The following is a 14,035-nucleotide window of genomic DNA, read 5'->3' as shown; positions in this document are numbered from 1 at the left end:
AGACGAAGTAACAGCGGAGGAAACCGCCGTGGCTTCAGTTTCCATCCCTACGATCCGGACCTTGATAGCATTGTTGTGAGAATCTGAGTGACTATTCATTGGTCGACTCGCGATTGTTGTCGAGCTGCCAGGTGAACAGCGCTTTCAGCACAACGACGAGGCTGTTCGTCTGACCCGTGCCCCAGATGGCGGTTTCGTCACGAGGTTCGGGTGGGTGCTCACCGTTGCCGTCAACGAGCACGCTCACGAGCGTCTTTTCCTGGTCCACCATGAGGAGGCGGCCAGCAGGCGTATCCGACCAGTCCCACACCGATTCGAACAGCTGCGCGTCAGGAACGTCCTGTTCGAGTCGGGATTCGACGGATTGTGACATCTCTGCGAGCCGAATCGAGACTCCACGGTCGCTGGCGGTCGAGAGACGTTCAGCGATTTCGTCGGTCAGGAGTTCCTCGGCAGTCATGTAAACGACCTCCTCATTAGCGGCCGAGATGAAATCCACCACGCGGTCGGTCACGGTGTCCCGGCCGGTTACCGTCCAGACACCTTGCTGTTCAGTACTGCGAGTTGCTGATGCAAGCTCGTCGAGTGCGTCTGTCAGGACCGTCACTCGGTGGTCGAACTCCTGTTCGAAGTGACGGCCGGCAGTCTCCGTCGAAATGGCCCAATATCGCTGAGGACTCGACTGTTTCACGTCGACGAGACCGCGGTCATAAAGCTCGTCAGCTGCGTCGTAGACACGTGTTCGGGGGACGTCGGCGACTTCGCTCACGTCCTGCGCAGTCCCTTCGCCGAGACTGACGAGTGCGACGAATGTCCGGGCGGCGTAGGTACTGAGGCCGAGCGCTTTGAGCTGTTTGACGGCCGTGGATCGTGCTTGGTCGGATGGGTCGCCGGACATTAACTCGTCACCAATTTCGTGAAAACCACCGTGTATGGTGGTTTCTGACGTGTAGCGACAGAGAGGTTGGGACCAAATCTGTGCCTACACGCCACTCTACCCTCCGTGCTACCCGCACAAAGAAGTATTGTGATTAACTGAGTGAATCAGGTGGGTGGTTGCCTGTTCTGGACACTCAGAGCACTCAATAACGAGGTTATTCTGTGATGATTTGGGGGACATCAATGTATCCCGGTGCGACGTACTAAACACCCAGGGCACGAACGGGACGGTAGCAGTCGAGGTTGGGACCAATGGACGATGTTTCAAATCAAGACCAAGCGATCGAACTGCTCCAACAACTCGGGCTCAAAGAGTACGAGGCCAAGTCGTTCGTCGCGCTCGCACGCCGCCAGCGCGGGACGGCCAAGGACATCAGCGAGACCTCCGAAGTGCCCCGGACGCGCGTCTACGACGCGATTCGCGTACTGGAATCGAAGGGGCTGGTGGAGACTCAGCATTCGAACCCGCAGGTGTTTCGAGCCGTCTCTATCGACGAGGCTGTCAACACCCTCCAGTCGGAGTACGCCGAGCGCACCGAGTCACTCCGGAGTGCCCTGAGCGGGCTTGAACCGACCGACGAGGGAGACTCAACAGAGGCCACCCACGAGGTGTGGTCCATCTCTGGCGACCAAGGCATTACAAGCCGGACACGGCAGTTGATCGAGGGAGCGACAGAGGAGTTGATCCTGGTGGTCGGCCACGAGAGTATTTTCACCGATCAGCTGGCCGAACAACTACAGTCGGCTCAGGAACGAGATGTGAACGTCATCATCGGGACGGTCGATGAAGAGCTCCAGGCCACGATTCAAGATGCCCTCCCTAGTGTCGAAGTGTTCGTCTCGGGATTGGATTGGTTGAGTCGGTCACCGCTTCCAGATGACGATACCGAAATCAGTCGGCTGTTACTGGCCGACCGTGAGGCGATATTGATGAGTTCGTTTACCGAAACGAGGGCAGACGGCCGTGAGCACGAACAAGGCGTCTTTGGTCGCGGATTCGACAACGGGCTGGTCGCAATCACGCGACGGCTGATGGCGACCGGATTGCTGTCTGTGAACGATCCCGAAGCTGAGGAGACTTGAGTCCCGCTCGTGAGCATCGGAGAGACCGTCGTATCATTGGCCCGGAACGGCAGACGTGTCTCCGATGGCACCAACTGCCGTCTCTCGACGCGATGTCTTCCGTTCGATAGCGACAACACAGTATCTCGACTGGCCGGCCTACGACTCGATGCCACTGTACGACCAGAGTTCACTGAGTGCGCTCATTGAGGATTTCCGGACCGTCTCTGGAATCTGGTTCGAGCACAACGCCCACGACTCGGTCGAGGCGTTCGTCTGTCAGTATCCACTGTCCTACGTGGAGTTCAGTCCCCACGACCAGTACTCCGGTCCGACTCGATACGAGATGCCACAGCTCTTCAGGGCATTCCTGCTGAAAGAGATACACGCCTGGGACCACGAAACCGCGCTCGTCGAGTATCTTCGGCAGCACTCAGAGACCTGTCGCTCGCTCGGGTTCGCCTCCGTTCCCGATCAGTCGACACTCTGGCGCAGTTGGAACAAGCGCTTCAACGCCGATCTCCGTGAGACAGTCGAGAGAACGGCACGGACGATCCTCATCAACGCAAAGAACGCCGGTGTTGCGGTTCCCCGTAACCCGGAACGGAAGCTCCAGTACCATAACGACGAGTCTGGGGAGCCCGATCCGGACGACCAGACTGTTTTGGCAGAAGCAGCGAAGATCAGCGATCACGTCAGCCGCATCGTTTTCCCCGCGTTCTCGCTGGACCGTGGCGAGGGCTGTGAGATCCACGAGAACGCCTACTGGGGCCTGCAGACATATCTCGGACTTCGCGAACGGCTGGCTGCGAACGAAGGGGCTCGCAGTTTCGTCTACGAATCGACTCGGGATCGGACACCGCTGGGGCACGCCCATCGCGAGCACATCCGCGACCTCTCGGTTGACCAAGTGCGAGCGATGTACCGTCAGGCCATCACTCGGCTCCTGAACGAAGTTGCGGAGACAGAGCAGTTCTTTCGAGCTGGAATCGTCGCGATCGACATTACCGAAGCTGATCCGTTCACCGGCGATAGAACTGGCCACGAGGACGAGATCATCGGAACAAAAGAGAAGAGTGACGAGTACGCCTATCAGTGGGCGACAGTCCAGTTAGTCGGCAACGCCGTCCCGATCGTGCTGGACGCGCGCCCCGTCCGAAAGGGGGAGACACGACTGGAAATCGTCGAGGACTTGCTCGATTCGGCTGAGGACCTCGTCCATGTCGATAACGTCCTGATGGACCGAGAGTTCGATAGCCAGCACGTCTTGGAGATGATCAGCCAGCGTGGGCTCTCCTACGTCGTTCCCAAGCGGATGCAGACCAGCGAGAAAGCCCAGGCCAAGCGGTTGCTTCGACGTGATCAAGACCGCTACGAGACCGACCGGAAGCTCCACCTCGGCAAGAACGAATGGCACGAGACGACGCTGATCTACCGTCGGAAAGAAGACTCTGAGCACGACGACCACCGGCAGTACTCGGTGTTCATGACGAATTGCGGGAGCGGTCACCTCACGGAGTACGGGTATCGGTGGGAGATCGAGAGCGGCTACAGGTCGATAAAGCGGTTCATGGCGGCGACGACGTCGAAGAATTTCGAGCTCCGATTCTTCTACTTCGCATTCGCGTGTCTTTTGTACTCGATTTGGCGAGCGGTCGATTTGCTCGTCCAAGTCGAGTTGACGGGTGAGTACGAACATTCACCCATTGTGACAGCCGACAATACGCTCACGCTGCTGAAGAAGGAGACCGGAATCGGATAGAGAGCTACTCTGACCGGGGCAATACGGATTCCTGAGTGGCAACGCTGCCGGGGATCTTGGAAATTCTCCGGTCTAGTTAGTAGTACGACACGAGAAGACTATCGAGAGTAGATCTGAAGCAGCTTCGTCTCGAAAATTCGTCCGAAACCACGCATCATAGGCCCGCTAAACCAACTGTAGTCTCAACTTCCCAACGGCTCAGTTTTGATATAGCGGTATATAATTTATAAATCCGGTTTCTTGGCTATTAACACTACTACCGCCAGAATTCGGAACTTCAGGCAAATACACGTCTGGACGTGATTACACGAATAATCACGACCACTTTGAAGTACCCCGCCGCCGTCCGGTAAGCACGAATGCTGCAATCGGCTCAGAACGGCGTTTCCCCCAGGGTAGAGCCGCCGAGACCGAGCTGCGAGTTTGCTGTAGTTCCACTCAGCGCCGTCGAAGAACTAGCGGAATACAGTGATTCGATATAGAATGAATGACCTCAATCTATATGGAGATAGGGCGTGAACGGTAACGTATGACCGAAGACGAATCGAACTCCAAGGGTCTGATGGAGCGCCAGACCACGGGCGAAGACCGCGTGCGGATGGCCGCCCGACAGCTCTCGGAGCCGCGGACGGCCAACTGGATCGCCTCCGAAGCGGGCTGGTCACACGAGCCGACCAAGCGGGTCCTCGAACGACTCGTCGACGACGGGATCCTCCACCGTGACGAGAGCGGTACGCACACGACGTACTACCCTGATTACCGCCGCCAAGCGATGCAGGAGGCGATGCGGCTTCGCGACAGCGGGCACACTGTCGAGGAACTCACGGACCGGCTCGCCGATATGAAGACCCAGATCCGCGACTGGGAGAGCGAATTCGACGTCGAGTCACCGAACCAGCTTCGCGGAACGCTCGCCGAGGAGGGTCTCGATGCCGACGAAGAGGACCGTCGCCGTGAGATCGCCCGCGAGTGGGAACACCTCCAGCGGCGCATCGACATCGTCGGCTTCGCCATCCGCGAATGGGACTTTCTCACTCCAACGAACGAGCCTGCCGAGGCCAGTAGCTGACGGATGTCGGTCCCGCATCCCGGTGGTGACCCGAACGCAAACCTCTACGCCCAGCTGAAGCGGGATGTCCTCGACCGTGTCCCCCAGATCACGGCCGTCGAGTACGTTCCTGACGATATCGAGGCCAAGCAGCTGCGGGCACGGTTTGATCCAGCCCGTCTCGACCCTTCGACAGGGCCTGAATCGCCGGAACTGTCCATCAAGTGGTACCGACAGGAGCCACATGATTGGTTCCGTATCAACTACACCGACCCGAACACGGGATTTCACGCGGGGTGGCACCAGGACGAGGACCATCCCGATCTCGGACGAACGCATTTCCAGTATTCAGCCGGCGATGCGGAGGATCGCTGGGGAATCACGTTCGACCACGAGACCCCGTCGCTGATCCTCTGGGAGATCGTCGAAGCGCTTCTCGAGGATGTCCGTCCGACCTACCAGTACGCGAACGAGGAACCATGACACCACGAGAACGCTCCGATCGGTCGCTCGCGAGCTCCTTCGAACGGTATCTCCAGGATAAGGGCAAGGGGCGTGGTGGCGACGGCGGGAACTATCGACGGAACGCAGCGCGTGAGCTCGAGCGGTTTGCTGAGTGGGCCGCCGGCGACCGCGGTGACGACGACTGGATCGGGATTGTCTCTGATGACGTCGACCGTGACCCCACCTTTGAGGACCTCGACGAACGCGTCTTCCGAGAGTACGCCCGGCATCTCGGTGGAGATCGCGGACTCAAGCAGAATACCGTACAAACCTATTATCGCTATATCTCTGCGTGGTGCGGGTGGTGTGTCAACGAGGGATATCTCGAGGCGCACTACGCCCAGCGGGCGAGTGCGACGGCGCCGCTGCCGGAGGACGACGGCCGCAAGCCCGGTGACCAGCAGGCCTGGACGTCGGAACAACGCCATGCCCTCACCCGCCACGTTGACGAACAGGCTCGCGACGCCGTCGAGGCGTACACGACACTCCCAGAGGATACTGGCCCCATCGATAAGCAACGAGCACGCTACGCGGCGCTGAAGGCGGCTCGTGACCGGGCGCTGGTGTTCGTCCTCGCGTACACCGCTGTCCGCGTTGGGGAACTCCTCCGGGACCCGAACGACCCGCGCCGGCGCGGCGTCCGCTGGGAGGACCTCTCGCTTGACGACGGGAGTATGGACGTCTACCGCAAGAAACAACAGTGGGACGCCGCGAGTCTACCTGATCCAGTGATTTCTCCGCTACGGAGCTACCGGAAACTGGTGAAGCCGCCGACTGAGCGGTGGCCTGTGTTCCCGACGTTCGATCAGCGAACGCTCGCGACGCACGTACGAGAGGAGTTTGCTGACCGAGGGCTACAACCGGACGTCATCGAAGAACGGCGTGATGAGTTCGCTCGCGACCTTTTACTGACACTTGAGGAAGATATTCGACCTCCGTCGATCACGACCGATGGAGCAAGGTCGATTCTCCAACGACTCTCTGAGGACGGAGAGCTCAACATCGATCATCCGAAACACGACTATCTCGCTCCTCACGGCGGTCGACGAGGCATGGGGGAGGTCCTCGTCAGAGCGTTCGGCTATACGGTCGCAGCTCGATATCTCGACAACTCCGAGGAAATGGTTCGTGAGCGCTACTCGCATATCGAGGCGGGTGAGTTAGGTGACGTGGCCACCGAAGCTCTTGCGGAAATCGACAGCATTTCGCACTAGATCTCTCTCACTCGTAGATTGTGACCACATCCAAGGGTGGGTCCTGAATAGGCTGGCCACTACCAGTATCGCTATCCGTGAGAGGTGGCCTCTGCTTCGACAGAAACGTGGCCGTTTGAAGTGATGCCAACTCAGGAGGTTGTATTCGCCCGCGTACACCGGCAATGGACCAGGGTTGTCAGCATGACCTCGGTACCGATATAAGTCCAGCCCCAATTGAATCTGGGATGGTAAACTCATCGACTGTCGAAAGGGGAACCGCGGCCGGGATCGGACTCGGTCTCGTTCTCGGTGCTGGAATCGGCAGCGCGCTAGAGAACTTGGCGGTCGGTATCGCAGTCGGCATTGCTCTTGGAGCAGCGCTTGGCCGTGCTTGGGATCAACGACAACAGTAGACACCTCTATCTGAGCGTCTCTTCGCTGTTGTTCAGTTTTGGTGTTCGTCAGTTCGGTCGCGAGTCACCTTCGCAAACCCACGAAGCTCGCCCGCGTCATCGAAAATTGCCGTGAGAGTGAAATCCGCCAGAAACTCGCTCCCATCTTTACGTACACGCCAGCCCTCTCCCTCGACTGCCCCCTCTGTCTTAGCGCGAGTAAGCAACTCCTCCGGTTTGCCTTCTGCGACTGCGTCGTCAGGAAAGAAGATGCTGTAGTGTTCGCCGTGAATTTCTTCGCTCGTGTATCCCTTGATTCGCTCGGCGCCACTGTTCCAGGTCGCCACCTCCCCGTCTGCGTCCATCATAAATATCGCGTAGTGCTCGATCCCATCGACGAGATACTGGAAGCGGTCACGCTCGCGGCGGAGGTCACGTCTCACTTCCTGGTGGCGCAGTGCGTGAGTGATATCGTCGGCCAGTTCAGTGAGTAACTCGCGTTCCCGTTCGTCGAAGGCATCGACGCGCTCTGCATAGACATTCAGTATCCCGTAGAGTGTGTCGTCGTAGACGAGGGGAACTGCTGCGCTGGAGCGATACCCTCGTTCGAGCGCAGCATCCCGCCACGGTTCGTACTCGTCGCTCTCGATAATATCCTGCATCACCACCATCTCGCGAGTTCGAACCGCTCGTCCGGTTGGGCCCTGCCCCGTTGCGCTCTCATCGGCTGTGATGTCAATCCCATCCAGATACCCCTGCTCAACACCTGCCCCCGTTCGTGCCGCAATTGTCTGTGTCTCCGAGTCGTACTCACCGATCCACGCGAACACATACGGTTCGGCCTCGGTGATGCTTTCACAGACACGGGTTTCGATCTCCGAACGACTCGATGCGCGAACCAACGCCTGGTTGACGGTATTGACGAGCGTTCGGATTCGATCTAGGTTGGTCGCACGTTGAGTTGCGCGATACTGTTCGACTGCGTTCTGAATCCGGTTGGCGAGCAGTTCATACTGTTCCGAGCCAGGTTGTTTCTGGAGATAGTCCGTGACGCCCGCCGCAATCGCGTCGCTGGCGACTGCTTCACTCCCTTTTCCGGTGAAGAGAATGAACGGCAACGTGGAGTGGTCCTCACGGATGGTTTCGAGAAATTCGAGGCCATCCATCCCGGGCATCTGGTAGTCTGAAATAATGCAGTCGATGTCCCCCGTCGCAACTCGTTTGCGTCCATCCCCGGCACTCGTCGTCGTTTCCACGCTGAATCGGTCGTCTTCACGCTCGAGCATTTCCGCGGTTAGCTCCGAAATACTCGGCTCGTCATCGACGTGAAGGACTGAAATCGGATCCCCGGTACTCATGCTACAAGTTCTGATATAGCATTTGAAAGCACGGAGTATAACCATATCCACATCGGCATCGCCTACTCGTTTATGTAGACGAAAAATAATTTAGGATGACGCTCGAATCGGTATCCTACGAGGAGAGCTGAACGTCAGTGATTTCGAAGCGGGCGCCGCCAGCGGACGCGTCCGCTACAGTAATCGACCAGCCATGTCCCTCGATGATACTCCGGACGATCGAGAGGCCGAACCCGGTACCTCCCTCGCCCGTCGAGTAGCCGTGATCGAACACCTGGTCACGAGCATCGTCGGGGATCCCGTCACCTGTATCTTCGACGTAGAACCCGTTGTTGATCGTCCCCACTCGGACAGTGATGTCTTCACCGCCGTGTTCGATGGCGTTCCGAAAGAGGTTCTCGAAGGCTTCTTCCAGTCGATCCCGGTCGACCTCGACGATGGTGTCATCAGTGCCGAGGTCGAGAGTCGCCGTTGCCGTTTCGACATTGCCCCAAGCGGCCTTGGCGATCGCTCGTAACCGAACGGGTGTCGTCTCCCCAACAGCCTTGCCGGAGCGAGCGAGCGTCAGAAGGTCACCAGTCAAGTACTCGATTCGTGTGAGCGCCGTCGAAGCTTGTTCGAGGAACTTGCTATCACACTCGTCTGTTGCCAGCTCTAGATTGCCGACTGCGACACTTAGCGGGTTCCGAATATCGTGAGAAACAACGCTCGCGAACTCGTTGAGACGTTCGTTCTGTCGTTCAAGTTGTTGTTCGTATTCTTTCTGCTCTGTAATATCACGAATCGCACCGATCATCCGGGTTGGCGCACCACTGGAGTCGTAGCTGATGTGGCAGGTGTCCTCGACGTAAGCATACGAGCCGTCAATTCGGCGGAATCGATATTCTTGGCAGAGCTGATCTTGTTCCGCCTCAAATGCGCGCTGAAGGCGTGTCTTCAGTCGCTCCTGGTCGTCGGGGTGGGTGTGTTCTTGCCACCATTCGAACGCGTACTCCTCATCGGCAGAATAGCCGAACGTCTCCTCGATTCCTTCCGAGACGGTAATCCGATTGGTGTCGGTCTGGCGCTCCCAAATGATATCGGAGGCAGCTTGCACAGCTATTTCATACCGTTCTCGGGTCTGATTGAGTTCCTGTCGTAGCCGCTGTTCGCGCACGGTCTTCTGAATTCGGTGTGCCAGAACCTCGTACTCATCTGTTGTTCCTCGTGAAGTACAGATGTCTGAAACATCGGCTGCGAAGGCCCGTCTTGCAGCCGATGCTGATTCGTGGTCTGTGAACAGGATGAATGGGAGTTCGGGGTGGTCGTCCCGAATGGTTTGGAGAAGTTCTAAACCGGACACCTGTGGGAGGTCATAGGCACTCACGATACAATCGACCGACTCATCAGTACCGACGTGATCAACGACCGTATCGGCATCGGTGAAGGGGCTAACGGCAAGTGGGGCGTCCCGTTGTTCTAACGCAGTTGAGACCGCCTCACGAATCGCGTCGTCTGCGTCGATGAGGGAAACGTGTATCTTCGAGGCCACTACTTATCACTCCCACCTGATGTGTTGATGGAGTAAATAAATCATCATTCGCTACTTCCCCTCGTGGAGTGAGAATAAAATACCTCAGCAACAGCTGACCCCCCGGGAAATCACATACTAAGATTGCTATTCAGGCAGGAATATTACGGGGGATAGGGATTCATGACTTGAGGCAACAACGGGTTTCCTATGGACAAAGCATTTACCAGTCAGAGCCAGTAGTACTGGTGCTGTACAGACCTGACGCATCGGCCCTCCACCCCACCCGAACAAACCTCTTCTAATCGGTTTCTCAGGAGCCCCGGCAGTTCTATGCTGGAGTCGGAACGACGCCGAACGATTGCATGAAAACCGTCGTTCCAACGAGGACAACGTCTAGCACGAGTACGCCTGCCGCGAGTCGACGCAACGACTCCGTGGCCAACCCCCGGCCGATGACTGCCCCGGCAACACTAGCTTGGAGCGATTGTCCCAGAAACCAGACGACGAGAAACGATGGGCGTGCCGTCGAGACCGACGCGAGGGCGAGAGCGCCGCTTCCGTGGACGACGACGCCGACTAGCAACCCGAACCGGGCACCGGCCAGCCACCCGGAAATAAATAGTGCTGTCATCAACCAAACTAAAAGCCCCGTCATCAGGAGGAAGGCAAGATATCCCAGCGGTATTCGGAGGAACAGTTCCTCAGGAGAGAGCAGAAACGGACTTGTCTCAAAGAACACGCCAGCGAACACCCCCGCATAAAGAAAGAGATCAACCCCGAGGGTTGCGACCCACGCCACAAGACCGACGAGAACGAGGTACCGTCGAGATTTCGCCGGGCGGGATTCAGTAGGACGAGGGTCTCGCTTTTCGACAGCCATTCCGACTCTATAGAACGTAGCCAGGAACGTAACCATATCGACGCTACGTTTCCCTCGTCATCCGCCGAGATTCGTCGATAGATTCTTCGAGTCGGTCGAATTGGCGAGCAAGAACCACGAGCCACCCTCCTGAGAGGGCAAAAAGCAGCCACTGTCCAATTCCCACCCACCCGAGCGTACTAAACAGCGAGACCTCCAATACGAAGACGAACGGCGTCAGGACAGCAACCGCCCGTGTCAGTCGGGTACGATCACGCCAGGTCTCACTCTGTTTGAACCGGCGAACAGAAACGGCCATAGCCACGAACAGCGAGAGGAACCCTACCAGTGATGCGACCAGATGGACCGTTCCAATCGGTGTGACAGGTGTTCCTTGGAGGTCTACCGGGAAGACAGCAGCTGTCAGGACTGCTACGGTCCATATTGCCAGCAGGTATCCAATCTGATGTCTCCCCTCGAGGGCCAAATTGGGTCGGAAAAAGCCTGGGACGAGATTGAGGCTCCCTATTCCCAGAAGAACGAACCCGATTCGCATTCCCCAGCCGTGTGGTCCTACTGCGTATTCACTGATGTAGTTGTCAACTGGATTCAGATCGCCCCGAAGTGCGATAATGAGTAGTGCCACGAGAAAGAATCCTGCGACACCTACCTCAGTAACCCATGGGTACGGGAATGACCACGACTCCGAATCGGATGCACTCTCTACCCTGCTCATTGGTACCTACGTAAATGTGTCCTCTCGATACTAGTCAGTCGGTGTTCGTATTATGTGGTTCGATGATTTGCCTCGACAGAGCAGTGCGTGATTCGTCCGTGATTCAGTCGCTTCCAGTTGCACCCCCGTGTGACTGGCAGTTCTAGAGAATCCACTTTCATTTGTTAGGATTGCAAACAGTAGGAGCCCCCACCGAGATCGAAGGATAGCTCGGCGTTGGTGTTGCTGCCATGTGAACCGCCCCGGGTGAAGTGGTTCCAGAGGCGAAGCGTCTCGTCATCACGAGGGACCTCCGTTCTCTTGGACGGCCCCCGATGCCCTCGGTCTGCTCCGTCTTCAAATCGCATTAAGAGATGACGTATATAATTGTCCGCAGTCTGTTGGTTTGTTAGGCGACCCAGAAATATATACGCCTATGGAGACTCCGTAGCAGTAAAGACCTGCTCCGTTCAGCGGAGTGCCGCGCTTGCTGGGGTCTGAACACGGAGCGACACCAATGACCGCCCCGGATACAAACGACACCCGCGATTGGAGGGGGTATAATCCGATGACAGAAACGTATCACCACCAATATGATTGGGACGCGCCCGGGACACTCGGTCAAGCTGTCATCAGTGCGGTGGCCGCAGCTACAGGTACTGATTCGACTGAGTTGGAACCGTTATACAACCACGTTGACCCGGATGCGTTAGATGCACTCTTTCGCCCGTTGTCCACAGACCATCCACGAGCGACTGGCTCCGTCTCGCTTGTTGTCGACGGATACGACGTCACTGTCTATTCCCACGGCGAGATCATCGTACATTTGTCAGAGAAGAATAATTTAGGGGGGGGGAGGAGATTAAAACACACGTAAGACAATGGGAAAGCGCTTGGTTTTGTCGAAATAGTAGTCTCCCACGAGGTGCCAAGTTGTGATGTCCATCTCGGCCACTCATAGCCTCTTATTTGTCTGATTCGGCCAACACGATTCCTGATGAGTGATTGGGACGGTTGGGTGAGTTGGCCCTACTGGGATTCAGCGTCTCTCCGGCTGTTTCTGTCCCTCCGACGAACCAGCGTTCCAGTGCCGAGGGAAACGCGTTTGTAACTCCCACTGCGTATCCCGGGACATGGGTCGCGATTTGGACGACGTTGACCGAAGCATCCTCTACTTGCTCCAGAGAGATGCTCGTAACACGACAGCACAGGAAATTGGCGATACGGCTGGTGTCTCGGCCAGTACCGTTCGGAACCGGATTGACCAACTCGAGGCCGATGGTATCATTAAAGGCTATCATCCGGAGATCGATTACGAGGAGGCCAATCTGCCGTTGCAAGTGACGTTTGTCATCTCTGCACCAGCCACCGAAATCAAACAGTACTCGGCGGATATCAGGGCGATCCAGGGCGTGATAGATGTTCGTGAGATGCTCACAGGGCGGCGCAATATCCACGTCGATGTCGTCGGGACGAGCACGAGCGATATCACCAGGATCACCGACGCGATCCACGACATTGGCGTGGAAATCGAGTCGTCGGAGATGATGCGCCGCCGCCACGTCCAGCCATTCAACCACTTCTTCCTGCAAGGAACCGAAGACATGGAAGCGCGCGACGACGATTTTGAGGACGAGGATCCAAATCCTGAGTAATATCTGGTATATTTCCACTATCCACAATTTTGGGGGGAGGAAATGGAGTTCCCACACACCATAATTTCGGATTGCACAGTATACCTTCTAAGTAGTGCGTAATCTCGAATATATAAATTACTGTACACAACAACATTATCCGTACTTCGGCTCGACTCTTTTAGTGAGGATGTGACCACCGGAGGAAACCGTCGACCTTCATGGTGGAATCCGTTAAAGACACTATGAACGACACTGCCTTCGACGCGCTGGCGAACGAGCACCGCCGAGAACTGTTACTCGACCTTCTCGATGAAAATCCGCAGGAAGTGGCTGTTGAACTTCCTGCGGGTGACGATGCTGGGGAACTGAATGCTACCCATCGCCGAGGAATCGAGATGTATCATACACATCTCCCAAAACTCGATGATTACGGCTTCATCGAGTGGAACCGAGACACCCATGAGATCATCAAAGGACCACAATTCGAGGAACTTCGCCCACTCCTCGAATGTATGGTCGAGCACGCCAAGAACTAACCAGTGAGAGAAACCAGATGTAGATATGGCAACGGACGATGAATCGCTTTCGACTACTGACATGGCAGAGTCCTCGTTGAGTGAAGATGGTGACGCGGTCTTTGCGGCTCACCGGCGACGATATCTGCTCTATTGTCTCTATCTCACTCCAACGTCACTGACACTGCCAGAGATAGCTGACCAACTCACTGTCTGGGAGCACCCAGAATCGTCCGATCCAGACGACAGAGACCGGCTCCGGATCTACATGTCGCTGTATCATGATCATCTCCCTGCGTTACAAGCAGCTGATCTTGTCGAGTACCACCAAGTAGACGACTTCGTCGAGGCGGGCCCAGCTCTCGCCCATATCGAATCACAGCTACAATCTCAGCTAGCGAATGAACTTTCTGCCCTCCTACAGGCTGAAGGCACCCATATCGGCCACGAAGACGCCTAATCGCTGTGCTACCCTGAGACCGAACTGATGCAGCGTTTGTCGCTCCTTCATAGGCCCTGAACGACTCGTACTTAT

At 56.7% G+C, this 14,035-nt stretch carries 15 protein-coding genes; 10 read left to right on the top strand and 5 right to left on the bottom strand.

The window, feature by feature from the left end:
* Positions 1-91: 91 nt before the first annotated feature.
* Entirely contained in the window at positions 92-898 is an 807-nt protein-coding gene (locus D3D01_RS19425; protein ID WP_121513411.1) for a TrmB family transcriptional regulator, read from the bottom strand.
* A gap of 293 nt (positions 899-1,191) precedes the next feature.
* Here D3D01_RS19425 and D3D01_RS19420 point away from each other — a divergent pair, with 293 nt between their 5' ends.
* The 6 genes from D3D01_RS19420 to D3D01_RS24265 all read left to right on the top strand — a co-directional run bounded on the left by D3D01_RS19420 (position 1,192) and on the right by D3D01_RS24265 (position 6,924).
* Positions 1,192-2,022 carry a TrmB family transcriptional regulator gene (locus D3D01_RS19420; protein ID WP_199725491.1) on the top strand — a complete coding sequence of 277 codons (831 nt, stop codon included), beginning with the start codon at positions 1,192-1,194 and terminating at the stop codon, positions 2,020-2,022.
* A gap of 64 nt (positions 2,023-2,086) precedes the next feature.
* On the top strand, positions 2,087-3,763 hold the full coding sequence (locus tag D3D01_RS19415) for a transposase (protein ID WP_121513410.1): 1,677 nt from the start codon (positions 2,087-2,089) through the stop codon (positions 3,761-3,763).
* Between the two features lie 529 nt (positions 3,764-4,292).
* Positions 4,293-4,832: a hypothetical protein gene (locus D3D01_RS19410; protein ID WP_121513409.1), complete on the top strand. Its 540-nt coding sequence runs from the start codon at positions 4,293-4,295 to the stop codon at positions 4,830-4,832.
* A gap of 3 nt (positions 4,833-4,835) precedes the next feature.
* Positions 4,836-5,294, top strand: a complete 459-nt coding sequence (locus tag D3D01_RS19405) for a hypothetical protein (protein ID WP_121513408.1) — start codon at positions 4,836-4,838, stop codon at positions 5,292-5,294.
* Positions 5,291-6,529: a phage integrase SAM-like domain-containing protein gene (locus D3D01_RS19400; protein WP_121513407.1), complete on the top strand. Its 1,239-nt coding sequence runs from the start codon at positions 5,291-5,293 to the stop codon at positions 6,527-6,529. The genes D3D01_RS19405 and D3D01_RS19400 overlap by 4 nt, the downstream gene beginning before the upstream one ends.
* 227 nt (positions 6,530-6,756) lie before the next feature.
* On the top strand, positions 6,757-6,924 hold the full coding sequence (locus tag D3D01_RS24265) for a hypothetical protein (RefSeq protein ID WP_199725489.1): 168 nt from the start codon (positions 6,757-6,759) through the stop codon (positions 6,922-6,924).
* A gap of 32 nt (positions 6,925-6,956) precedes the next feature.
* Here the strand turns inward: D3D01_RS24265 and D3D01_RS19395 are convergent, their stop codons facing one another.
* From D3D01_RS19395 to D3D01_RS19380, 4 genes are all read right to left on the bottom strand, one after another.
* Positions 6,957-8,261 (bottom strand): GAF domain-containing protein, encoded by a 1,305-nt coding sequence (locus D3D01_RS19395; RefSeq protein ID WP_121513406.1) that lies wholly within the window; start codon positions 8,259-8,261, stop codon positions 6,957-6,959.
* A 115-nt stretch (positions 8,262-8,376) separates the two neighbouring features.
* Complete coding sequence (locus tag D3D01_RS19390; protein WP_121513405.1) at positions 8,377-9,792, bottom strand: hybrid sensor histidine kinase/response regulator; 1,416 nt, start codon at positions 9,790-9,792, stop codon at positions 8,377-8,379.
* 310 nt (positions 9,793-10,102) lie between these two features.
* Complete coding sequence (locus D3D01_RS19385) at positions 10,103-10,654, bottom strand: hypothetical protein (RefSeq protein WP_121513404.1); 552 nt, start codon at positions 10,652-10,654, stop codon at positions 10,103-10,105.
* 43 nt (positions 10,655-10,697) lie between these two features.
* Positions 10,698-11,369, bottom strand: coding sequence for a DUF998 domain-containing protein (locus D3D01_RS19380; protein WP_121513403.1), 672 nt, complete (start codon positions 11,367-11,369; stop codon positions 10,698-10,700).
* Between the two features lie 496 nt (positions 11,370-11,865).
* On the opposite strand from D3D01_RS19380, the gene D3D01_RS25095 reads away from it, so the two are divergent.
* The 4 genes from D3D01_RS25095 to D3D01_RS19365 all read left to right on the top strand — a co-directional run bounded on the left by D3D01_RS25095 (position 11,866) and on the right by D3D01_RS19365 (position 13,960).
* Complete coding sequence (locus tag D3D01_RS25095; protein ID WP_158600514.1) at positions 11,866-12,225, top strand: HalOD1 output domain-containing protein; 360 nt, start codon at positions 11,866-11,868, stop codon at positions 12,223-12,225.
* A 256-nt stretch (positions 12,226-12,481) separates the two neighbouring features.
* On the top strand, positions 12,482-13,003 hold the full coding sequence (locus tag D3D01_RS19375; RefSeq protein ID WP_121513402.1) for an Lrp/AsnC family transcriptional regulator: 522 nt from the start codon (positions 12,482-12,484) through the stop codon (positions 13,001-13,003).
* 224 nt (positions 13,004-13,227) lie between these two features.
* The gene (locus D3D01_RS19370) at positions 13,228-13,521 is read left to right on the top strand and encodes a transcriptional regulator (protein ID WP_121513401.1); all 294 of its coding nucleotides are present in this window, start codon (positions 13,228-13,230) and stop codon (positions 13,519-13,521) included.
* Positions 13,522-13,546: 25 nt separating this feature from the next.
* On the top strand, positions 13,547-13,960 hold the full coding sequence (locus D3D01_RS19365) for a hypothetical protein (RefSeq protein ID WP_121513400.1): 414 nt from the start codon (positions 13,547-13,549) through the stop codon (positions 13,958-13,960).
* The last annotated feature ends 75 nt before the right edge of the window (positions 13,961-14,035 follow it).

The sequence above is a fragment of the Haloarcula sp. Atlit-7R genome (assembly GCF_003666065.1).
Taxonomy (GTDB): domain Archaea; phylum Halobacteriota; class Halobacteria; order Halobacteriales; family Haloarculaceae; genus Haloarcula; species Haloarcula taiwanensis.
The sequence above is the reverse complement of the archived record's forward strand: the minus strand, read 5'-3'. Positions and strand labels throughout refer to the sequence as shown.